The sequence below is a fragment of the Pararoseomonas baculiformis genome (assembly GCF_017813395.1).
Lineage (GTDB): Bacteria > Pseudomonadota > Alphaproteobacteria > Acetobacterales > Acetobacteraceae > Roseomonas > Roseomonas baculiformis.
The window spans coordinates 1-18,874 of record NZ_JAGIZB010000014.1 but is presented as its reverse complement, the minus strand read 5'-3'; the positions used below and the strand labels follow the sequence as shown (position 1 = coordinate 18,874).

The window sequence follows — 18,874 nt, the reverse complement described above, 5'->3', positions numbered from 1 at the left end:
TCAGCCCCGTGGGCGGGGGTTAGCCTTCCGGATCATGGACAACACCCTCACCGCCCCGTCGCCCGGCGATCAGGCGGTGGGCGGCGCATCGCCCCATCGCCCCCCCGCCCCCGGCCCGTCCGCCACCCCGTCCGCCCCCCCTTCCCGGGGCTTCGGTACCTTGCTGGGGCGCATCGGCACGCGGGCGGCGATGATCGCGCTGCTGATGCTGGTGGTGGTCGGGCTGCTCACCGGCATGGCGCTGCTGCTGAGCGAGCGGCAGGTGTCGATCATCCAGCGGATCACCGGCGCCGAGCATGAGGCGGATGCGGCGCTGGACCGCTTCGCCGCGTCCATCGCGGATTTCTCCTCCGGCATGACCAGCGTGCTGGCCGGCGTGCTGCAGGCCCGGCCGGCGGCGGGGCGCATGGCGCGCTCTGGCCAGATCGTCCGCGAATCCTTCGCCGAGGTGGAACGGCGGCTGGGGGCGGAGATCGATCCCGTGGTCGTCAGCGCCGCCCGGGACATGGCGGAGCGAATGGCTCCCCTCACCGAACAGGTGCGAGAGGCCTTCGCGGAGAATCGCCGCGCCGATTTCGCCCGGCTGCAGGAGGAATGGCTGGATGCGCAATCCGGCTTCAACGCCTTCACCCTTGCCGCGCGCCGCGTGATCCAACGCCACAATGCCGAGACGCTGGCGGAAGCCCTTCAGGTCACGGAGCGCGCGCGGCGGATCATCCTGGCGGCGGGGGCGGTGGGGCTGCTGGGCTGTGCCCTCATCCTTTTCGTGCTGCTCCGCCTCATTGCGCGCCCAGTGGGCCGCCTGGCCCGCGCCATGGACCGGCTCTCGGCCGGCCAGCTGGAAACCGAGGTGCCGGAGGCGATGCGAACGGACCAGGTCGGTGAGATGTCGCGCGCCGTGCTCGTCTTCAAGAACAGCCTGCTTGCCGCGCGCGCGCTGACGGAACAGGCGCTGGAGAATGCCCGCCGCACCGCCATCGCCACCAGCCAGGCCTCCGACGCCATCGGCCAGGTGAGCGACGGGGCCATGACACAGCTTTCCGAACTGAGGCACACCACCGAGGCCCTGGGGCAGACCACGCAGGCCATCGCCGATGTGTCCCGCTCCACCGCGGAGGCGCGGGACCAGGCGGAGCGCGCTAAGGCCGTGCTGGCGGAGAACCTGGCGAAGCTGGGCAGGCTGATCGGGCTGGTGGACGCGGTGGGGGAGGATACGGAGCGCGTGACGCGAATCGCCGGCACCATCGCGAAGGTCGCCACCCAGACGAACATCCTGGCCATCAATGCCGCCATCGAGGCCGCCCGCGCCGGCGAGCACGGCCGCGGCTTTTCCGTGGTGGCGGAGGAGGTGCGTGCCCTGGCCGCTTCCACCGAGAACTTGGCCCGGGAGATCGCCGATGTCGTGCTGGCGGCCGGCCGCCGCGCGCGGGAGGGCAGCGTCACCGCCGCCACGGTCGGCGAGGCGATGGACGGGCTGGAGGCCATGGTGGCCGAGAGCGCACGGCTGGCCGGCGCGATCGCGGTCGCGATGGAGCAGCAGCAGGCCACCATCGGCGGGCTGGGCGAGCGCGTGGCCACCCTCAACCGCATCGGCCAGTCCAATGCCACGGCCGCCGAGGAGATCACCGTGACCATGATCGACCTGTCCCGCCTCGCCAGCGATACGCGGCAGGTGGTGGAGAGCCTTGCCGTGTCGGATGGGGGACGCAGCGCATGAGCGCCGGGGTGAGCACAGGCATGAACGAGGCCGTTTCCATTCTCGTGGTCGAGGATTCCTCCTTCAACCGCCTGGTCCTGAAGAAGCGCTTGGCGGAACTGGGCTATACCGGCATCACGGAGGCGGTGGACGGGGTGGAAGGGCTGGCCGCGATCGAGCGCGGCGCCTTCGACGTGGTGCTGCTGGACCTGGAAATGCCGCGCCTGGACGGGATCGGTGTGCTGGAGGCGCTGCATGCCGCACGCGGGGCGGCGCCGCCCGTCATCGTCATCTCCGCCCTGACGGAGATGGAGAAGATCGTCCGCTGCATCGAATTGGGCGCTGAGGACTACCTGCCCAAGAGCTTCGACCCGCCGCTGCTGCGCGCGCGGCTTGGCGCCGTGCTGGAGAAGAAGCGCCTGCGTGACCTGGCCGACCACCGGCTCGCCGCGCTGGAGGCGGAACTGGAAAGCGCCCGCGCCGCGCAGCTGGACCTGGTGCCGCGCGACTTCGCCTCCATCACCCCTCCCGCCCTGTCGCTGCACGCCGCCATGATCCCCGCGCGGCAGGTGGGTGGGGATCTCTACGACGCCGTGCGGCTTGGCCCCGGCCTGCTCATGGCCTGCGTGGCCGATGTCTCGGGCAAGGGCGCGCCCGCCGGGCTGACCATGGCCCGCAGCCTCGGGCTGATCCGCTCCTCGGCGGCCTATCTGGCGGCCCAGGGCGGGGTGCCGGACCCGGCGGCGATCCTGGCCCATGCCAATGACGACCTGGCGCGCGAGAATGACAGCCAGACCTTCGTCACCGTGGTGCTGGCGGTGATCGATGCGGCGTCTGGCACAGGGCGCATCGCCCTGGCCGGGCATGAGGATCCCTTTGTCCTGGCGGAGGGCAGCGCACGGGCGCTGGCGAACCTGTCCCGCCAGCCGCCCCTCGGGACGATGGAGGGCTTCCCCTACCGGTCGGATGCGCTGGCGCTCGGCCCGGGAGAGGCCCTGTTTCTCTTCTCGGATGGCGTGACCGAAGCGGAGGATGGCGCGGAGGGATTCTTCGGCCGCGAGCGGCTGGCGGAGATCCTCGGCCGGGCGGGCGGTGCGCCCGCGCCGATGGTCGTGGAGGCCGTGCTGGAAGCGGTGCACGGCTTCGCGGCAGGGGCGCCGCAAGCCGACGACATCACCGTGTTGGTGGTGCGGCGCAACTGAGCCGCCCCGCGCCCTCCGCTTTCAGGCGCCTCGGCGCTGGTCCCGGTCAGAGCGGACCTGTGGGCGAAACGCGATCGAGAACCCTTCCAGGATGGCGGCCGGGCGCCCATTCAGCAGGATGGTGCCATCCGCCGTCAGGCGCTGCGCGCTGCGGACGATCCGACGCACGTCCAATTGGTATTCCACACGGCCACGGCCCCCTACGGGCACCGGCAGCTGCCGCAGCCTGCCACCGTGGATCGGCTCCACCGCTCCTTCGAAGCCCAGCCAGATGCCATAATGGGCGAGCAACCGGATCAAGGCGTTCATGTCAGGCGTGCCGTCACCATCCTCACCGATCAAGGCCCGCATCGCGCCGAGGCCATGCCGGCCGTCCTTGGTGCCCAGCGAGAGGATGGTGCCAGGGCCATCCCAGCACGGTTCCGGAGGGCCGGCATCCGCGCCGTTGCCGGAGGAGGGTCCCTCATTGTCGTTGGCGAAGGCATCCAGGAGCCGCGACACGGCTGGGGAGCGCTCTGCCCGAAGGGCCGCCGCCAGGCGGAAAATCCGATCAGGCATGCCCGGTGCCATCCCCCGATTATCAATCCCCCTTATCATTCACAGTCTCGCGACCTGAGCATCATCAATATTGCGGATCATGCGTGCCGGAAATGCATCCGGTATCATGCTCGCCCGTGACAGAGCAGCAGCCCAGCCCGCAGAGCCCGCCCGGTTGGCCCGACGCAGAGGATGGATGGACGACACGGACTCCCTGATCACCGGGATCTACGCGGCCGCGGCTGAGGAGCTTTCCTGGTCCGATGCCATGCTTGCATTGCAGCGCGCCACGGGGGCCGTCAGCTCATCCCTGATCAACGCCCCGGCTCCGCTCGGCAGGATGGAGGCACTGCATGCCACGCCCTTCGATGGCGCGACCGTGCAGGCCTATCTGGATCATTTCCACAGGATCGATCCCTGGGTGGAGCATCTCCGGCCCGGCCTCGCGGCAGGCATCGGGCCGCAGATCATCCGCAGCGACCATGAGCTTCGACAGGAGGAGTACCGGGCAACCGAGTACTACAATGATTTCGGCCGCCGGATCGGGCTCGAATGGATCGTGGTTGGTATCGGGCGGATAGGCCAGGGCTATTTCAACATCGGCCTGCACCGGCCAGGCGGCGCGAAACCCTTCGCGGCGGAGGACCTGCAGCCCCTCCGGGCCGCGCTGCCCCATGTGCAGCGCGCTCTCGAACTGCGAGCCCGTCTTGGCGCCGCGGCCTCCGGCCTGCCGCTGCGGATGCTGGACGCGGTGCCCGAGGCGGCCATGGTCGTCGATGCCACCCTTGCGATCCACCATGCCAATACCGCCGCGCTCCGGCTCAGCGGCCCGGCGAGCGGCCTCAGCCTCGCGCGCGACGGATCCCGCCCTGGCGCGCCGCTCCATCTGCGCCTTCCCGGGACGGAGGAGACAGCCCGGCTGACGGCGCTCGTGCAATCCGTCGCGCGGCTCAGGCAGGCGGGGGGCGCCATGCGGCTGGCAGCCGTGGCGGAGCGGCGGCGCCATGCGATCGCCATCCTTGTCTCACCCCTGCCGGGGGCGCTGCATCCGGCGGGACGCCCGGCGGACTCAGGACCCGTGCAGGGCCTGGCGCTCCTGCTGCTCCGTCCGCTGGACCGGCCGGGCCCGCCCGCGCCGCTCCTGCAAACGCTGTTCGGCCTCACGGCGGCGGAAGCCGAGGTGGCCTCGGGCCTTGCAGGCGGCATCAGGGCGGAACAGCTAGCGGAACGCCGGCGGGTGAGCCTTCCCACCATCCGCGCCCAGGTCCGGGCGGTGCTGGAGAAGACCGGGACGGTGAACCTGCGGGAACTCGAAGCGCTCCTCGCCTCGCTTCCCCTGCCGGGCCCGGCGGAGAACGAACACTAGGGGCGGCGCCCCGCGGGGCCGGGGTCAGCCCTCCCCGGCCAGCCCGTCCGGCTCCAGCAGCAGCACCGGTTCCCCATTGCCCAGCACGCCCACGCCGCCGACGCCGGGCATGCGGGCCAGGGCGGGGTGAAGCGGCCGAAGCAGGATATCCGCGCGGCGCTGCACCCGGTCCACCCCGAGCGCGACAGGGCCTGCGGCGGACCGTGCAACCACCACGGCGCCGGTCGGCCTGCGGGGCAGGCCCAGAAGGGGCGCGAGGGCCAGCACAGGCCGCCCATCCCCTTCCCCCTCCAGCACCGCCTCAATCCGCGCCGTTGGAAGCGCATAGGGGTGCCCCGCCACCTCCACCAGCAGCACGGCCTGGGTAGCGGCGGTGAGCGGCAGGCGGAGGGTGAAGCTCGTGCCGCGGCCGGGTGTGCTTGCCACCTCCAGCGTGCCGCCGGCGCGCCGCGCGGCATCCTGCACCACATCCAGCCCCACGCCGCGGCCGGAGGTTTCGGTGACGGTGCTGGCGGTGGAGAAGCCGGGGCGGAAGAGCAGTGCCTCGATCTGGGCGGGGGAGAGCCCCGGCGCCTGCCCCGGCGTGACCAGACCGCGCTCCACGGCGCGGGCCAGGACCCGGTCATGGTGGATGCCGCGCCCGTCATCCGAAACGCGCACCCGGATGCTCCCGGCGCGCCGGGCGGCGGAAACGCGCAGCAGGGCACGGGGCGGCTTGCCTGCCGCGCGCCGCTCCGCGGGGGGCTCGATCCCGTGGTCCACCGCGTTCCGGATGAGATGCAGGAGCGGATCGGCCAGGAGTTCGACCAGAGAGCGGTCGATGGCGACCTCCTGCCCCTCCAGCACCACCTCCACCTCCTTCCCGGCGGGCTCCGCCACGGCGCGGGCAACCCGGGGAAGCCGGGCGAAGAGGGTGCCCACCGGAACCACGCGCAGTTCCATCACCGCCTCGTCCAGCCGGCGCAGGGAGAAGGAGAGGCGGCTCTCCGCCTCCTCCAGCGCGTCCTCGAAGCCGCGGAGCCGGTCGGACAGTTCCGTCAGCTCCCGGCCCACCGGTCCGTCCAGCTTTCCGGCTAGCACGGCGATCCGCGCGATGGCCGAGCGTGGCGTGCTTTCCCGCAGGGCCTCCGCCAGGGCCAGGGAGGCGGCACGGACTTCCGCCTCAAGGGTGATGATCCCGTCGATTACCTCTTGCCGCACCCGCATGGTGGCGCTGCCGAGCGTGGCCGGGGCGTGGGAGGCCTCATCCTCCGCGGCGGAGAGGGAGAGCAGCACGCGGCGCGAGGGATCCGCGGCCGTGGCCGCGCGGGAAAGGGCGTCCAGCTCCGCCGTGCTGGCGATCAGCAGTTCAAGGAGTGGCGGGCTGGCGCCGGGAAGGGTCCGGCTTCCCAGGATCTCCGCCTCGGGCCGCAGCGCATCGGCGATGCCGGCCTCCAGCGCCTCGCCCTGCCCCATTGCGAGACGCGCGACATAGAGCCGTGCCCCGGATTCGAGCGCGGCGGCGGCGCGCTGCCGGGCAGTTTCACTCAGCAGCGGCAGGAAACTGGGCGGGATGCGCGAATCGCTGGCAGACCCCGCCATCGGGGCGGCGCCTCCTCCCCCGGCATGGCGGATCGCCTCGGCCAGGGCCGGGCCGCGGGCGCCAAGCAGGGCAGCCGCATCCGGGTCGGCGGCACGATCGGCGAGATCCTCCAGGGCGAGCAGGGCGCGCTCCAGCGCCTCCTGGCCCAGCGCGCAGGCGGCGGCGGCCCCCTCGCGCGCCGTGGCCGCCAGCGCCGCATGGCCGCCCGGGGGATCGGCCAGGCCCTGGGCCGCATCGGCAAGGAAGGACCGGTCCACGGTACCGCTCGCGGCACCCGGAATGGCATCGGCGCCTGCCGCTTCCCCCGCCCGCGCTCCGAGCAGCGCGAGCAGCCGGCGCAGGCGGCCAAGGGCGGGCAGCGCGGCGGGGGTGCCGGCGGCGCCGGCCAGCGCCTCGAACCCGGCAGCCAGCCCGGGCAGGCGCATCAGCCGGGCAGCGCCGGCCAGATCCGACGCCTCGGCCAGCGCGGCCTCATCCCGTCCAGCGGAAAGCCCGGCCAGGGCCGCGGCGGCGGCAGCGCAGCGCGAGGCGAAGGCTCCCAGCAGCGGATCCGCCGCGTCCGGGGCGGTTGTCCCTCCCGCTTGCGGTTGCGGGATCCCCGCCTCGGACAGGGCGGCGATCCGGCGCAGCAGGGCAGGGTCGGCCGGGGCGTCCCGATGCGTTTCGATCACCTGCGCCCGCAGGGCGCGCAGCGAATCGACGGCCGCCATGAGCCCGTCCGCCACGCCGCCCCCGACCGCCAGCTTCCCGGCACGGGCAAGCCCCAGAAGGTCCTCGCAGCCATGGGCCAGATCCCGCATGCCGGCCGCGCCGAGCACGGAAGCCATGCCCTTGAGGCTGTGGAAGGCGCGGAAAAGGGTGTTCACCCCCTCCCCTTCCACCAGGCTCTCTTCCCCTGCGCCGGAGAGCAGGCGCTCGATCGTGTCGAGATGCTCCTCGCTTTCGGCGGCGAAGCCCTCCCAGAGGGCATCATCCTCGATCATGCGGCGCCTCCATGCGGCGGCAGGCCCACGGCACGGCGGGCCGCGCGGCGGATCGCCTCGCCCTGGCGCTCGCCGAGATCGGGGGAGAAGGCGCCGGAGGGCTTGCCCACCACGGCGCTGGCACCGAGCCGCCTCGCCTCCGTCGCCACCTCCCCGCCCGGCACGGCGGCGGAGGACACCACCACCACGGCGCCGGTTCCGCTCAGCGCCCATTCCCGCAGCACGCCCAGCCCATCCAGCACGGGCATCTCGATATCCAGCAGGATCAGCTCCGGGCTCTGCCCGGCGATCCGCTCCAGCGCCTCCCGCCCATCCGCCGCCTCGGCGACCACGGCGAAAGCCGGGTCGGCGGCCAGGCTCTCGCGGACCAGGCGGCGCATCATCGCGCTGTCATCCACCACCAGGGTCCGCACGGCGTCGCGGCCGTCGGCCGGCGCTGAGGGCTCCGTGAAGGGAAGGTCCCGCCCCGCCGCGACCACGGCCCGCGCATGGGCGGACAGGGCGGCGGCCGTGGCGGCAGCGTCAAAGGGATCGGGCAGCGGGTCCAGCGCGCGCAGCGCCCCGCGCAGCGATTCGATCTCCGCGCCCGAGGCGAGGCCCCGCAGCGCATCCAGGCTTCGGCGCTGCGCCGCCTCGTCCCCGCCCGCCGCCAGTCGCGCCGCCTCGGCCTCCCATTCCGGAAGGAAGAAGGACAGCAGCTCCGCATCCAGCGCGCGCCCGCTCATGCCATGCCCCAGCCGCGGCCCGGCAGGGTGGCGCGCGGTGTGGCCAGGGCGCGCAGCCTTGCCCCGAGGATATCAGGGGCTGCCACCTCGCCGGCCAGCCCGGCCTCGATCACGGCGCCGGACATGCCCGCCACCACGCAGCTTTCCGGCGATTGCGCCAGCACAGCCATGCCTCTCTCTCGCATCGCGGCGGCCCCGGCCGCCCCGTCGCGTCCCATGCCCGTGAGGACCACGCCGATCGCACGCTGCGCCACAAGGGCGGCCGAGCGGAAGAGCATGTCCGCCGAGGGATGCACCAGCCCATCGCCCCGCCCCAGGCGCAGTGCCAGCCCTTCGGCCCCGCGCGCGAGATGACCATCCGTGCCGCCCGGGATGACGGCGACATGGCCGGGGCGCAAGGCCATGCCATGCTCGCCCAGCACCGCCCCCACCCCACCGCGGCGGTTGAGATGGCGCACGAAATCGGGGCCGAGATCAGCGGGCATGTGCTGCGCCACCACGCAGGGCACGAGCAGCGGCCCCGAGGCGGAGAAAAGCGCGGCCAGCGCATCCGGCCCGCCGGTCGAGGCGGCGAGGACCACCACGTCGCATCCAGTGCGGGCCGGCGGCATCGGGCGGGGCGGCGGGGCGGGCGCTACAGGATGCGAAGCAAGCGAGGAAGGGCGTGCCCTCTGCCGGGCCCAGTGGCGAAGGCGGCCGCGCAGTTCCCGGTCGATCTGCGCAAGGTCCAGCGCCCCGATCGCGGAGCCCTTCCACAGCACATCCGCGGCGCCAGCCGCCAGGGCCTCCAGGGCCGCCTCGGACCCATTGCGCGTGTGGTGGCTGACCATCACCACGGCCGGGGGGTCCGGAAGGGCTGCAAGGCTGCGGGTGGCGGCAATTCCGTCCAGACCCGGCATCTCGATGTCCATGGTCACGATGTCCGGATGCAGCCTGGCCGCCAGTTCGACCGCCGCCCCGCCCTCGCTCGCCTCTCCCACCACGCGCAGGTCGCCATCGGCCTCGATGATCCGGCGCAGGGCCATGCGCATGAAGGCCGAATCATCCACCACCAGGGCACGGATCACACCCCGTGCCCCCCCTGAAGCGGCGCGAGCAGCGCGCGGGCACGCAGGATGGGGATCAGCGGCCCGTCCACCCGTGCCATCGCGGCCACCAGCCCCGTGCCGGCCAGCGGCGCGATATCGGCCTCGGGCACCGGTTGCAGCCCGATCACGGCGGAAACAGCCAGCGCGGCCGGGTGGGCGCCGGGCAGCCGGATCATCGGAACGGGGCGGCCATCCGCGAGCACTGGCGCGCGGCCCAGCCGCTGCCCCGCATCCAGCACGGGCAGCACATCCCCCCGATGCGCGGCGATCCCGGCGACCGCCCCGTCGCGGCGGTTTCCCGCTGTCATGGGCGGGATGATCGCGGCGACATCCTCCAGGAACAGGGCGAAGGCGGCCCCGGCGGCACGGGCGACCAGGAGGGAGCGCCTGCGCACCGGCAAGGCCTCGGCCGGAGGCACCACCAGCGGCGCGGCGGCGAGCAGGGCGGGGGAAAGAAGCGCCTCCGGCAGGGAGCCCGGCGCCTGGGCGAGCGGCACCACGGAGCGGCAGCCCAGGCCGATCCGGCGCCCCGAGGAGAGGATCACCGCCAGCAGCGGCGTTGCAGCCTCGCCCTCCTCCTCCGGCGCATCTGTTCCCAGGACCAGCACGGCTCCGACAGCCGTCCAGGCCATGCCGCGCATGCCGGGCGGGGCATCGGGCATGGGATGCAGCGCGGGCATGGGAAGCAGGCGGTCCAGCGCACCGAAGGGCAGGTCCAGAACCCCATCGCTCAGGATGAGGCGGAAGCCCCCCGGGGCCGGTGGCGCCGCGGGCGTCTCCTCCTGTTCGGCCGGCTCCACGCGCCGGGCCAGCCGCAGCTGGGACGGGGGAAAGGCGGGCTGCGGCACAGGGAGCGCTTCAGGCGGGAGCTCGTTCAGCAGAAGATCGCCACCGAGCAGCGAGGCCCCCTCTTGCCCGGGGAGAAGGACCCATGCCGAGGCGGGCTGGCGCGTGCCGGGCAGGATCCAGGCCGGGAGCGCAGCGCCCCCGAGCAGCCCCACGCTGAGGGTGCCGTGCCCGCGCGGAAGGGGCCGCAGCACCGGAAGGCCGGTGGCGGACGCGCCTTCCGGCAAACGGTACGCCGTGCCGCCTGCCAGGATGCCGGCCGGGCTCATGCGAAATGGCTCATAGGCGGCGCCACATCACGTGGGCGCCCGGCACCTGCGCCAGCGGCAGGCCCGGGTCTGGCTTGTCCGTGGCGCCGAGCAACAGGGCGCCGCCGGGCCGGAGAATCGCGACGAGACGGCGCAGCACTGCCTGCCGTGCTTCCGGCAGGAGATAGATCAGCACGTTGCGGCAGAGGATGGCGTCGAAGGTGCCGAGATCGGCAGGCGGATGGAGCAGGTTCGCGTGCCGGAAGATGGGGCGGGGGCCGGTGCGCGGCATCACCCAGCCGCCGGCCTGTGTGAAACAGGGCAGGAAGACGGGCGGAACCTCGCGCAGCGCATCGGGCGGCCCGGCAAGGTAGCGGCCGGATTCCGCAGCCTTCAGGGCGGGGCGGCAGAGATCGAGTCCGAGGACCTCGGCCTCAATCCCTGACGCCCCTGCCAGTATGGACAGGCTCCAGGCTTCCTCCCCGGTCGCGCAGCCGGCGGAGAGGAGCCGAAGCGGCCGCCCGGGCAGATCCGGCAGCAGCGCGGAAAGCGAGAGCAACTGCGGCGCGGTGCGGAACAGCCGCGTTTCCTGGACCGTCACGCAATCGAGCAGCGCGGCCCAGGGGGAGGATTTGGGGATCGATGAATCGAGCTCGGGCGAATCGCCATCCGGCGCGGTGCCCAGGGCTTCGAGAAGCGGCGCCGCGCGCTCAAGCCGGCGGCGCAGCACATCGGACGGAGCCAGGCCGGCCAGGGCCGCAAGCCCGTTCTCCGCCCGCTGACGCAGGGCAAGGAGGTGCGCGGCCCGGCCCGTGGCGGGCATGGTGCACCTCCTCTCCCGGCGCGGGCCGGTCAGCCCGCGGCCAGCGCCTCGGCGCGAGTCGCGTGCAGGGGAATGATCTTGTCGAAACCGGAAATCTCGAAGACCTCCCGCACGGCGGGCTGAAGCCCGCAGACGGAAAAGCCAACGCCCTTCGTGCGGGCCTGCTTCGCCGCCTTCAGCAGGACGCGCAGCCCGGCGGAGGAGACGTAGCGCACCCCCGACATGTCGGCGACCAGCGGCCCCCCTTGGATGAGGGAGAGGAGCTTTTCCTCGGTGGCCGGGGCGGTGGCGGTATCCAGGCGGCCCTCCAGCGCGGCCACTGTGGCGGCGCCTTCCCTGTGCTCGGCGATCTGCATGGCATCTCCAGTCAGGTCCGGCACGGAAGGCCGGTTGTGGTGAGCGATGTTTGCCCCCCGGTTCACCCGGCGTCCAGCAGGGCCGTCACGCGGTTCAGCCCGTCACGCCGTTCATAGGCGGCCGAACGCGTCATGGTGCGGACGAAATGCACGCCCAACCCGCCGATCTGACGGGTTTCGACCCCTGAATCGAGGTCCGGCCCTGCCACGGAAAGCGGATCGAAGGCCGGACCGTCATCCTCGATCACCAGCCGGACCGAATCGTGTTCCCGGCTTACCGTGATGCGCAGCATCGTCGCGCCCGCGGCGTGCATGGCGACATTCGCCGCCAGTTCCTCCGCCACCAGGGTCAGGTGCTGGGTCGTACGGGGAGAAAGCCCGGCGGCCTCGGCAAAGGCCTCCAGCCGGTCGAGCAGCGCGGGCAGCGCATCGACATCAGGCGGCATCTCGTGGCGCAACGCCGCAATGTCCAACCTGGGCCTCCCCTTTTCAGGCGCGAAGGATACGCCGGGCGGCCGCGATTGGGAACCGAAGGGCGGGCACCCATCACGCGGAGGCCGGCCTGCAAGGAAAAGGGGCACCCCCCTGGAGGGAGGCGCCCCTTTTGGGGTGCGGTGGCGCGAGGATCAGCGCCGGCCGCGGCGCCCGTTCAGCTTGGGCCAGAGCGCGGCGATGAGAATGCCGCCCAGCGCCATCAGCGGCGCCCCCTGGGTGGTGAAGCTGGCAATAGCCGACTGCGCGGCCCCGGTGAGCGCGACGTTGCGCACCGCCTGGGCCTCCATCTCCTCCTGCGCCTTGGTGTTACGCGAGGCCAGGAAGACCAGCAGGCCAGCCAGCACCAGATCCACCACCATAACGATCAGCGCCGAAGTGGTTGGTCCGAAGCTGTTGCGCGCCGCATGCCATCCCAGCACATGCAGCATCACGAAGGCCGCCAGGCCCATCAGGGCAGCGGCGGCATAGAAGGCGGCACTGCGCGCGGTGGCGTTTGCCTTTGCCTTCAGGCGGCGGCCTTCCGCCTGCGCCGCCATTCCGACCAGGCCGAAGGTCCGCAGCAGCATCCCCTACCCCCTCAGCGGCCGAGAATGCGGGCGAGGATGAACCCCGCGGCGGCGGCGATCAGCAGCGACTGGGCGGGCCGCTCGCGCACACGGTCCGCCACCTGGTCATACTGCATCTGGGCCTGGTCGGCGGCGCGGGCGGCATAGCCCTCGGCCGTGTCCACCGCCTGGGAGAGGTATTTCTGCCGGTCGGCGTAAAGCTCCTCCACCTGCCTGCGCAGCGCCGCGATCTGTTCGCTGGCGCTCGTGGCGGCATCGTTCACGGCCGTGGCAGCCTGGTCTACGGCTTTCCCGGCCTCGGTATTTGCGGCCATCAGTCCCTCCTGCGGAGATGTCTCGGTCCCCACGGCAACGCAACCCTGCCAGGGGGGTTTCCGGCGCCAGGGCAGCTTGGTGCGCAAGGCCGGAGGCCGGGCGGGCAACCTGCCGGCACGATGCGGCGTTCGGAACGAAAGGCCTGGCCAAAGGGGCCAGGAAGGGAGAACGGAGAACAAGGCGATGCAGGTCGGGCGCCTCACGATGATGCTGCTGCTCGCGGCCTTGCTGGCGGTGCCCGTTGCCTATGCGCAGATGAGCGCCGTCCTGGATGGGGCCGGGGTTCTGATGACAGGCTTCGGCGGCACCGGCTTCCACACCGCCAGCCTGCCGCAGTAGCCATCCGGCCGGGGCCAGCGCGGCCCCTTTCATCAGGTCATGGCGCGCGGCGCGGGATTTTCCCGAATGGGGAAGCGCACCGTCCACCGCGTGCCGCCCGCCTCTCCGTCGGCCCTGCCGCCCACCAACTGGCCGCCGAGCTGCTTGGCGAAGCCCTCCATCAACTGGAGCCCCAGGCCGCGCGGCCGGTCCTTGCGGTCCGGCAGGCCTATTCCGTCATCACGGACCACCAGCGTCACCTCCGCCTCGTCGGCGGACAGGGTGAGCCAGACGGTCCCGCGCATGTCATCCGGAAAGGCATGCTCGACCGCATTGCCAACGGCTTCGGTGACGAGAAGGGAAAGCGAGACGGCCTGGTCGGTGGAGATGGCAATGTCCGCCACATCGAGGCGGAGCGCCAGGCGCTCGCCCGGGGCCTCGTTGTGGGAGGCGAATTGCTGGTTGGTCAGCTCCGTCAGGAAGGGCACGAGCGAGACGGCCTCGAAGCTGTGCTGCATGTAGAGATGGCGATGCAGCGTGGCGAGCGCACGCACGCGGTTGCGTGCCGCCAGGAACTCCTCGGCGGCCGCGGGGTCGCCGATGCGCCCGGCCTGAAGGTTCAGCAGCGAGGAGACGATCTGCAGGTTGTTCTTCACGCGGTGATGAATCTCGGCCATCAGCGCGTCTCGCTGTTCGAGCGCCGCGCGCAGGTCACCCTCGCGCCGGGCCAGGGCGGCGGCGGCGTCGCTGAAGGCTTGCTCCACATCCCGCACCTCCCGCGGCTCGGTGCCGGCGGGGCTGACGCCGAAGGGATGACCGGGACGCCAGCCGCGGACGCGCGCCGCAAGCGTGCGGAGGGGCCGCACCATGGCCAGGTCCGCCCCCACGACGATCGCCGCGAGACAGGCCACGAGGAAGGTGGCCAGTTCCATGAAGCGCTGCATGAGGAAGCTGCGCGCTGCTTCCTTCACGGCACCAATGGAACGCCCGACCACCAGGCGGAGCCCCGGGTTCAGCCGGGCCCCTGCATAGGCCATTTCGCCGTGCCGCCCCTCGACAACCGCCTCCCCGTCCCCGAGCGCGGCCAGCACGGCGGGATCCAGCGTTGCGGCCGCAGGCTGGCCGGGGGAGATCACGCGTCCGTCGCGGTCCACCAGCCAGACCGTGTCGCCGGCTCGCCGCGCCTCGCCCGGCAGCGTCGCGTAGTCCCGCAGGAGCAAGGTGCCGACAATGGCCCAGCCCGCACTCTGCGAGGCAGCCGTGGAGACTCCCGGCATGATGACGGGAAGGGTTGGCGTCTGCCCGGTGCCGCCCGGCAGGAAGGGGCCATAGGCGGGCGCTCCGCTCGCCAGGGACTCGCGCAGCAGGGCTTCCAGGTCAAAGCCTGGCGCCACGGCGCCGCAGATGGGCTGCTGGCCGGGCACGGCGACGGAAAGGCTGGTGATATCGGCGGGCGCGAGATCGGCAAGGCGCCGGAAGCCGGCACTGCACCCACCCTCCGGTACGCGCGGATCCTGGCGCGACAAGGAGAGAAGAACCGATTCCGAGACGCTAAGGGCAACGCCGTAGCGCGCCGCCATGAGCGTGCGGAGCGACTCCACGCCCCGGCGCCCATCGGCAAGGGCGCTTTCGTAATCCTGAATGGAATTGGTGATCGCGATGGAGGCGACAGGGATGCCCGCCACCATCAGCAGGACGATCATTCGCCCGCGAATCCCGCCGAGGCTGGATGCCACCCGGCGTCTCAGCCGCGTGAAGCGGTCGCGCTGCCCCATCAAACGCTCATTCTCCGCGCGGCAGCACCCGGCGCTTGCCCGATCCCGGATCAGCCCTGGCTTCGATCCTGCTCGATCAGGCGAAGCAGTTCCTCCGGGATGGGCTCGCGCATGACATCATCGAACATCTGGTGCAGGCCCCGCTGCAGCCAGAGATCGAAGGCAGTTTCGGGCGCGGCTTGGCCGCGCCCGTTCCCAACACCCTGCCCTGGTTTCGGCACCGGCCCTGGTTTTCCCTTTGGCTGACTAGTCTCGTCCATCCTCAGACAGGGGTCGCATGCCCCATCCCCGCCTCATGCGACGCAGTATGACGACGCTGCGCACGAGGGGAAGAGGCGGACTTGCGGGCAGAGGCAGCGGCCTTCGGGGCATCCACCCCACGCTCCTCGCCCGTCAGCCAACGCTGCAGGGTCTGGCGGGCGCGGAAGACGCGGCACTTGGCGGTGCCGACGGCGCAATCCATCGCGGCAGCCACCTCCTCGTAGGACATGCCCTGGACGGTCACCATCACCAGCGCGGTGCGCTGCTCGGCCGGCAGGCGCGACAGGTGGCCGCGCAGCTCGCGCATCACCAGGCTGTCCTCCTGCGCGCCGGGGCGGGCGAAGGCGCTGCTCGGCACATCATCGATATCCGTGGTCTCGCGCTTGCGGCGGACATCGGAGATGAAGCGGTTGCGCAGGATGCGGAACATCCAGGCGCCGAAGTTGGTGCCGGGGGTGAAGCTGTCCTTCGCGGCCAGGGCCGAGGTCACGGCGGCCTGAACCAGGTCATCCGCGTCGGCGCGATTGCGGGTCAGTGCCAGGGCCTGGACGCGCAGGCGCGGCAGGGTCGTCACAAGAAGCTTGTGGAAATCCGCGATGTCATGGGTCGGGCGGGCAGCCGGGGTCTCGACGATGTCGGTCGCGACGGTCTGGCTCATCTGTTTTTCCCCTCAACTCGATCTTCACCGGACCAATGCGCCATGCCGGGATTCAGTTACCGCCCGCTTGATCACGAAAAAGCCAGGGGCGGGGTCAATCGGTAACCCCTTGATCCGGCTCGCTGCCGTATTGCGAGGCGAGTGCCTTGCGGGCCCGGGAGAGGCGGGTCTTGAAGGTTCCAACCTGCACGCCGGCGACACGGGCCGCATCCTCGTTGGAGAAGCCGAGCGCGCCGACAAGGACCAGCGCTTCCTGCTGTTCGCGCGGAAGATGGTTCAACGCGCGGGCAAGCCCCATCACCTCCATCCTGTGCTCCTGCCCCGCCGGCACTTCCTCCTCGACCGTGACGCGGTCCAGGGCCCGCTGGCGGGCGGCGGCTCGGCGGCGATTCTCGAACCAGGCGTTCCGGAGGATGGAAAAGGTCCAGGCCCGGAGGCTGGTGCCGGGCTGCCATTGCTCCTCGTTGCGCAAGGCGCGCAACAATGTGTCTTGCACGAGGTCGTCCGCTGCGGCCGGATCGCGCGACAGAAAGCGGGCGAAAGCCCGCAGGTCGGGAAGCAGCCGAATAAGGGCCGGGCGGAAATCCTGGTCGTTCGTCATGCACCCGGCTGAAAAAGGACCGTGTGCCGCATCGACGCGGCGCGCGGCACACCCATGTAAGGACCCCGCAAGGGCGCGCCATGGCGGCGGCGCCCAGCCGGGGCGGCGGAGGACTATCACGGATGAATGCTGTCACGCAGGGGGAGTTGCTTCGCACCCTGCCCTTCGCCCGGCGCTACGCCCGGGCTCTGACGGGCGGACAAGCGCGAGGCGATGCCTTGGTGGCACAGGCACTTCGCGCGGGGCTGCCGAAGGACGTGCCGGGCCCAATCGCGCTGTTCGCAGGGGTCAGCCGGCTCGTGCCGGACAGCGCTGGCGAACACATCACCGCAAAGCAGCGCCAGCTCCTGCTCCTGACGGCCCTGGAAGATCTGTCCATCACGGATGCGGCACAGGCCGTGGGCCTGCCGGTCGGCGAGGCGAAGCAGCGTCTGGACCAGGCGCGCGAGGCGCTGCTGGCCGTAACGGCCACGGACATCATGGTGATCGAGGATGAGCCGATCATCGCGATGGATATCCGGCAGCTGGTGGAGAGCTGCGGCCACAATGTCGTCGGCATCGCGACCGGGGAGGCCGAGGCGGTGGAGATGGCCCGTGAACTGAGGCCGGGCCTGATCCTGGCGGATGTGAATCTGGGCCCCGGCGGGGACGGCATCTCGGCGGTGCAGCGGATCCTGCAGGAGCAATCCACGCCCGTGATCTTCGTGACCGCCTATCCGGAGCGGCTGCTCACGGCGGAACGGCTGGAGCCCGCCTTCATCATCAGCAAGCCATTCGAGCCGGTAGCCCTGGCGATCGCGACCTATCAGGCGGTTTCGGGCGGCATCTCGCTCGATTGAAATGGGTGCTTGAGGTTGGGGCGAGAGCCCTGGATCTGACGGGCCGGGCCGGGCAACGGTCCGGCCCAATTTCATTCTGCCCCCCTTCGCAGGCCGGCATGGCAACCGGTCGCATATCCGCCCCGTTCCGCGCCTGATGCCCGCCACCATGCGGGCCATGGAGGCAGCAATGGATTGGGACAGGCTCGCGGGTGACTGGGGCGACATGGGCGGCAAGGTCCGCAAGAACTGGGGAAAGCTGACCGAGGAGGATATCCGCGCGGCCGGCGGGCGCCGGGACATTCTGCTGGAGCGGATCCGCGAGCGTTACGGCCTGGGCCCCGACGAGGCCGAAAAACAGCTTCAGGACTGGGCTTCCCAGCACGACAAGAGCAACTCCGGCCAAGCGGTGTAGCGCAGGCGCAACGGGGCGTGGCCCACCGGCAACCGGCATCTGAATACCACGTTCAGGGAACGCATCTTCCTTGAAGGAAAACGGACATGCTCTACTGGACCATCATCTTCCTGATCATCGCACTGGTAGCAGGCGTGCTGGGTTTTGGTGGCGTGGCCTCTGCGGCCAGCGGCATCGCCAAGGTCCTTTTCGTTATCTTCCTCGTGCTGTTCCTGGTCTCCCTGGTGGCTGGCCAGGGCTTTATCTGAGGGTGCCATGAACCGCCGAACGGCGCTTCTCGCCGGCCTCGTGACGCTCGTCGCGAGGCCGGCTCTGTCTCAGGGTAGCGGCGGGGGGCGCTTCTGGTTTGACCCGACGCAGCTCCCCTCCTTTACCGGCGTGGTCGAGCGCTATCTTCTCACCCCGGAAGGAAAGACGGACCGGCTGGTCTTCCGCGAGGGACCGCAGGTCCTTTTCCCCGAGCATGTGGCGGATGCCATCATGGCGGCCGTGCCTCCGGGGCGATCCATCATCGTGTTCGGCATCCGCGCGCGGCGGGCACCGGTGATCACGCTGCTGGCCTGGGCCAGGGATGGCGAGTCGCAGCCGCGCTTTGTGGACCGCCCGAGCTGGACCTTCCCTGAGTTCCGCGCGGCCGATGAGAGGCTGGAAGCGGCAGGAACCATCCGCATGCCACTCTACACCCCGCAGGGGGATGTGATCGGCGCGGTGCTGGATGAGGGTGTGGTGATCCGCCTGCCGGCCGGGGTCGCGCAGGCGCTAGGGGACCGGCTTGCTCCTGGGCGGCCAATCGCCGCGGCGGGCCATGGTGCAACGGTGCCGGGCCGTGGCAAGGCACTGGATGCAGACCGGCTCGGCGACAGTGCTGAAAAGCTGGAGCCGCTACCGGCCCCGGTTTTGCCGCCTCAGAGTGGCGGGTAGCACACAAGGAAAAACCCCGTTCCCTTGTTGGAGGGGACGGGGTTTTTGGATGCGGGGACAGGATTTGAACCTGTGACCTTCAGGTTATGAGCCTGACGAGCTACCGGGCTGCTCCACCCCGCGTGAGGTGATTGTTTGGTAGGGAGGATGTTCCGCTACAGATCTGGTCTGGTGGCCTGGCGCCGACCGACTCTCCCGCGTCTTAAGACGCAGTACCATGGGCGCTGGGGTGTTTCACGGCCGAGTTCGGGATGGGATCGGGTGTATCAACCTCGCTGT

General features: G+C 71.3%; 22 protein-coding genes, 1 tRNA gene and 1 rRNA gene. 8 read left to right on the top strand and 16 right to left on the bottom strand.

All coding sequences use genetic code 11. The features are described 5' to 3' along the window. Nucleotides 1–34: 34 nt before the first annotated feature. Together J8J14_RS15095 and J8J14_RS15090 are read left to right on the top strand one after the other, a co-directional pair. Nucleotides 35–1,717, top strand: a complete 1,683-nt coding sequence (locus J8J14_RS15095; RefSeq protein WP_209380367.1) for a methyl-accepting chemotaxis protein — start codon at nucleotides 35–37, stop codon at nucleotides 1,715–1,717. Then, complete coding sequence (locus J8J14_RS15090) at nucleotides 1,714–2,898, top strand: PP2C family protein-serine/threonine phosphatase (RefSeq protein WP_209380366.1); 1,185 nt, start codon at nucleotides 1,714–1,716, stop codon at nucleotides 2,896–2,898. Before J8J14_RS15095 ends, J8J14_RS15090 begins: the two co-directional genes overlap by 4 nt. Before the next feature lie 21 nt (nucleotides 2,899–2,919). On the opposite strand, the gene J8J14_RS15085 is transcribed toward J8J14_RS15090, so the two are convergent. After that, nucleotides 2,920–3,456 carry a hypothetical protein gene (locus J8J14_RS15085; RefSeq protein ID WP_209380365.1) on the bottom strand — a complete coding sequence of 179 codons (537 nt, stop codon included), beginning with the start codon at nucleotides 3,454–3,456 and terminating at the stop codon, nucleotides 2,920–2,922. A gap of 175 nt (nucleotides 3,457–3,631) precedes the next feature. Between J8J14_RS15085 and J8J14_RS15080 the strand changes: the two genes are divergently transcribed. After that, the gene (locus J8J14_RS15080; RefSeq protein WP_209380364.1) at nucleotides 3,632–4,801 is read left to right on the top strand and encodes a helix-turn-helix transcriptional regulator; all 1,170 of its coding nucleotides are present in this window, start codon (nucleotides 3,632–3,634) and stop codon (nucleotides 4,799–4,801) included. Nucleotides 4,802–4,825: 24 nt separating this feature from the next. On the opposite strand, the gene J8J14_RS15075 is transcribed toward J8J14_RS15080, so the two are convergent. The 9 genes from J8J14_RS15075 to J8J14_RS15035 all read right to left on the bottom strand — a co-directional run bounded on the left by J8J14_RS15075 (nucleotide 4,826) and on the right by J8J14_RS15035 (nucleotide 12,827). Further along, nucleotides 4,826–7,366, bottom strand: coding sequence for a chemotaxis protein CheA (locus tag J8J14_RS15075; protein ID WP_209380363.1), 2,541 nt, complete (start codon nucleotides 7,364–7,366; stop codon nucleotides 4,826–4,828). Next, nucleotides 7,363–8,091, bottom strand: a complete 729-nt coding sequence (locus J8J14_RS15070; RefSeq protein WP_209380362.1) for a response regulator — start codon at nucleotides 8,089–8,091, stop codon at nucleotides 7,363–7,365. The genes J8J14_RS15075 and J8J14_RS15070 overlap by 4 nt, the downstream gene beginning before the upstream one ends. Next, nucleotides 8,088–9,158, bottom strand: a complete 1,071-nt coding sequence (locus tag J8J14_RS15065) for a chemotaxis protein CheB (RefSeq protein ID WP_209380361.1) — start codon at nucleotides 9,156–9,158, stop codon at nucleotides 8,088–8,090. The genes J8J14_RS15070 and J8J14_RS15065 overlap by 4 nt, the downstream gene beginning before the upstream one ends. Continuing rightward, on the bottom strand, nucleotides 9,155–10,294 hold the full coding sequence (locus J8J14_RS15060) for a chemotaxis protein CheW (protein ID WP_209380360.1): 1,140 nt from the start codon (nucleotides 10,292–10,294) through the stop codon (nucleotides 9,155–9,157). Before J8J14_RS15060 ends, J8J14_RS15065 begins: the two co-directional genes overlap by 4 nt. A gap of 10 nt (nucleotides 10,295–10,304) precedes the next feature. After that, nucleotides 10,305–11,096 carry a CheR family methyltransferase gene (locus J8J14_RS15055; protein WP_209380359.1) on the bottom strand — a complete coding sequence of 264 codons (792 nt, stop codon included), beginning with the start codon at nucleotides 11,094–11,096 and terminating at the stop codon, nucleotides 10,305–10,307. 29 nt (nucleotides 11,097–11,125) lie between these two features. Further along, the gene (locus J8J14_RS15050) at nucleotides 11,126–11,452 is read right to left on the bottom strand and encodes an STAS domain-containing protein (protein ID WP_209380358.1); all 327 of its coding nucleotides are present in this window, start codon (nucleotides 11,450–11,452) and stop codon (nucleotides 11,126–11,128) included. A 62-nt stretch (nucleotides 11,453–11,514) separates the two neighbouring features. Beyond that, on the bottom strand, nucleotides 11,515–11,898 hold the full coding sequence (locus J8J14_RS15045) for an ATP-binding protein (protein WP_209380357.1): 384 nt from the start codon (nucleotides 11,896–11,898) through the stop codon (nucleotides 11,515–11,517). Between the two features lie 180 nt (nucleotides 11,899–12,078). After that, nucleotides 12,079–12,513 (bottom strand): hypothetical protein, encoded by a 435-nt coding sequence (locus tag J8J14_RS15040; protein ID WP_209380356.1) that lies wholly within the window; start codon nucleotides 12,511–12,513, stop codon nucleotides 12,079–12,081. Between the two features lie 11 nt (nucleotides 12,514–12,524). After that, complete coding sequence (locus J8J14_RS15035; RefSeq protein ID WP_209380355.1) at nucleotides 12,525–12,827, bottom strand: hypothetical protein; 303 nt, start codon at nucleotides 12,825–12,827, stop codon at nucleotides 12,525–12,527. Nucleotides 12,828–13,011: 184 nt separating this feature from the next. Here J8J14_RS15035 and J8J14_RS15030 point away from each other — a divergent pair, with 184 nt between their 5' ends. Further along, the gene (locus tag J8J14_RS15030; RefSeq protein WP_209380354.1) at nucleotides 13,012–13,167 is read left to right on the top strand and encodes a hypothetical protein; all 156 of its coding nucleotides are present in this window, start codon (nucleotides 13,012–13,014) and stop codon (nucleotides 13,165–13,167) included. Between the two features lie 32 nt (nucleotides 13,168–13,199). On the opposite strand, the gene J8J14_RS15025 is transcribed toward J8J14_RS15030, so the two are convergent. The 4 genes from J8J14_RS15025 to J8J14_RS15010 form a co-directional block, all read right to left on the bottom strand. Then, nucleotides 13,200–14,921: a sensor histidine kinase gene (locus tag J8J14_RS15025; RefSeq protein ID WP_209380353.1), complete on the bottom strand. Its 1,722-nt coding sequence runs from the start codon at nucleotides 14,919–14,921 to the stop codon at nucleotides 13,200–13,202. Between the two features lie 50 nt (nucleotides 14,922–14,971). Beyond that, nucleotides 14,972–15,181, bottom strand: coding sequence for a NepR family anti-sigma factor (locus J8J14_RS25005; protein ID WP_209380352.1), 210 nt, complete (start codon nucleotides 15,179–15,181; stop codon nucleotides 14,972–14,974). Nucleotides 15,182–15,183: 2 nt separating this feature from the next. Then, complete coding sequence (locus J8J14_RS15015) at nucleotides 15,184–15,840, bottom strand: sigma-70 family RNA polymerase sigma factor (RefSeq protein ID WP_245215815.1); 657 nt, start codon at nucleotides 15,838–15,840, stop codon at nucleotides 15,184–15,186. A 94-nt stretch (nucleotides 15,841–15,934) separates the two neighbouring features. Beyond that, the gene (locus tag J8J14_RS15010; RefSeq protein ID WP_209380351.1) at nucleotides 15,935–16,441 is read right to left on the bottom strand and encodes a sigma-70 family RNA polymerase sigma factor; all 507 of its coding nucleotides are present in this window, start codon (nucleotides 16,439–16,441) and stop codon (nucleotides 15,935–15,937) included. A gap of 122 nt (nucleotides 16,442–16,563) precedes the next feature. Between J8J14_RS15010 and J8J14_RS15005 the strand changes: the two genes are divergently transcribed. The 4 genes from J8J14_RS15005 to J8J14_RS14990 all read left to right on the top strand — a co-directional run bounded on the left by J8J14_RS15005 (nucleotide 16,564) and on the right by J8J14_RS14990 (nucleotide 18,595). Further along, entirely contained in the window at nucleotides 16,564–17,280 is a 717-nt protein-coding gene (locus J8J14_RS15005) for a response regulator (protein ID WP_209380350.1), read from the top strand. Between the two features lie 136 nt (nucleotides 17,281–17,416). Then, nucleotides 17,417–17,674 carry a CsbD family protein gene (locus J8J14_RS15000; RefSeq protein WP_209380349.1) on the top strand — a complete coding sequence of 86 codons (258 nt, stop codon included), beginning with the start codon at nucleotides 17,417–17,419 and terminating at the stop codon, nucleotides 17,672–17,674. Nucleotides 17,675–17,760: 86 nt separating this feature from the next. Beyond that, nucleotides 17,761–17,922: a DUF1328 domain-containing protein gene (locus J8J14_RS14995; RefSeq protein WP_209380348.1), complete on the top strand. Its 162-nt coding sequence runs from the start codon at nucleotides 17,761–17,763 to the stop codon at nucleotides 17,920–17,922. A gap of 7 nt (nucleotides 17,923–17,929) precedes the next feature. Then, nucleotides 17,930–18,595: a hypothetical protein gene (locus J8J14_RS14990; RefSeq protein ID WP_209380347.1), complete on the top strand. Its 666-nt coding sequence runs from the start codon at nucleotides 17,930–17,932 to the stop codon at nucleotides 18,593–18,595. Between the two features lie 46 nt (nucleotides 18,596–18,641). Here J8J14_RS14990 and J8J14_RS14985 read toward each other — a convergent pair. Both J8J14_RS14985 and rrf read right to left on the bottom strand, forming a co-directional pair. Next, nucleotides 18,642–18,718: transfer RNA gene (locus J8J14_RS14985), tRNA-Met, on the bottom strand. Between the two features lie 51 nt (nucleotides 18,719–18,769). After that, a 5S ribosomal RNA gene (gene rrf, locus J8J14_RS14980) occupies nucleotides 18,770–18,874 on the bottom strand; the annotation flags it as partial.

Bases quoted from the DNA above. Each gene is read 5' to 3' on its own strand.
- J8J14_RS15095 (WP_209380367.1), top strand. From the start codon at position 35: ATGGACAACACCCTCACCGCCCCGTCGCCCGGCGATCAGGCGGTGGGC.
- J8J14_RS15090 (WP_209380366.1), top strand. From the start codon at position 1,714: ATGAGCGCCGGGGTGAGCACAGGCATGAACGAGGCCGTTTCCATTCTC.
- J8J14_RS15085 (WP_209380365.1), bottom strand. From the start codon at position 3,456: ATGCCTGATCGGATTTTCCGCCTGGCGGCGGCCCTTCGGGCAGAGCGC.
- J8J14_RS15080 (WP_209380364.1), top strand. From the start codon at position 3,632: ATGGACGACACGGACTCCCTGATCACCGGGATCTACGCGGCCGCGGCT.
- J8J14_RS15075 (WP_209380363.1), bottom strand. From the start codon at position 7,366: ATGATCGAGGATGATGCCCTCTGGGAGGGCTTCGCCGCCGAAAGCGAG.
- J8J14_RS15070 (WP_209380362.1), bottom strand. From the start codon at position 8,091: ATGAGCGGGCGCGCGCTGGATGCGGAGCTGCTGTCCTTCTTCCTTCCG.
- J8J14_RS15060 (WP_209380360.1), bottom strand. From the start codon at position 10,294: ATGAGCCCGGCCGGCATCCTGGCAGGCGGCACGGCGTACCGTTTGCCG.
- J8J14_RS15055 (WP_209380359.1), bottom strand. From the start codon at position 11,096: ATGCCCGCCACGGGCCGGGCCGCGCACCTCCTTGCCCTGCGTCAGCGG.
- J8J14_RS15050 (WP_209380358.1), bottom strand. From the start codon at position 11,452: ATGCAGATCGCCGAGCACAGGGAAGGCGCCGCCACAGTGGCCGCGCTG.
- J8J14_RS15045 (WP_209380357.1), bottom strand. From the start codon at position 11,898: ATGCCGCCTGATGTCGATGCGCTGCCCGCGCTGCTCGACCGGCTGGAG.
- J8J14_RS15040 (WP_209380356.1), bottom strand. From the start codon at position 12,513: ATGCTGCTGCGGACCTTCGGCCTGGTCGGAATGGCGGCGCAGGCGGAA.
- J8J14_RS15035 (WP_209380355.1), bottom strand. From the start codon at position 12,827: ATGGCCGCAAATACCGAGGCCGGGAAAGCCGTAGACCAGGCTGCCACG.
- J8J14_RS15030 (WP_209380354.1), top strand. From the start codon at position 13,012: ATGCAGGTCGGGCGCCTCACGATGATGCTGCTGCTCGCGGCCTTGCTG.
- J8J14_RS15025 (WP_209380353.1), bottom strand. From the start codon at position 14,921: ATGGGGCAGCGCGACCGCTTCACGCGGCTGAGACGCCGGGTGGCATCC.
- J8J14_RS25005 (WP_209380352.1), bottom strand. From the start codon at position 15,181: ATGGACGAGACTAGTCAGCCAAAGGGAAAACCAGGGCCGGTGCCGAAA.
- J8J14_RS15015 (WP_245215815.1), bottom strand. From the start codon at position 15,840: ATGAGCCAGACCGTCGCGACCGACATCGTCGAGACCCCGGCTGCCCGC.
- J8J14_RS15010 (WP_209380351.1), bottom strand. From the start codon at position 16,441: ATGACGAACGACCAGGATTTCCGCCCGGCCCTTATTCGGCTGCTTCCC.
- J8J14_RS15005 (WP_209380350.1), top strand. From the start codon at position 16,564: ATGAATGCTGTCACGCAGGGGGAGTTGCTTCGCACCCTGCCCTTCGCC.
- J8J14_RS15000 (WP_209380349.1), top strand. From the start codon at position 17,417: ATGCCCGCCACCATGCGGGCCATGGAGGCAGCAATGGATTGGGACAGG.
- J8J14_RS14995 (WP_209380348.1), top strand. From the start codon at position 17,761: ATGCTCTACTGGACCATCATCTTCCTGATCATCGCACTGGTAGCAGGC.
- J8J14_RS14990 (WP_209380347.1), top strand. From the start codon at position 17,930: ATGAACCGCCGAACGGCGCTTCTCGCCGGCCTCGTGACGCTCGTCGCG.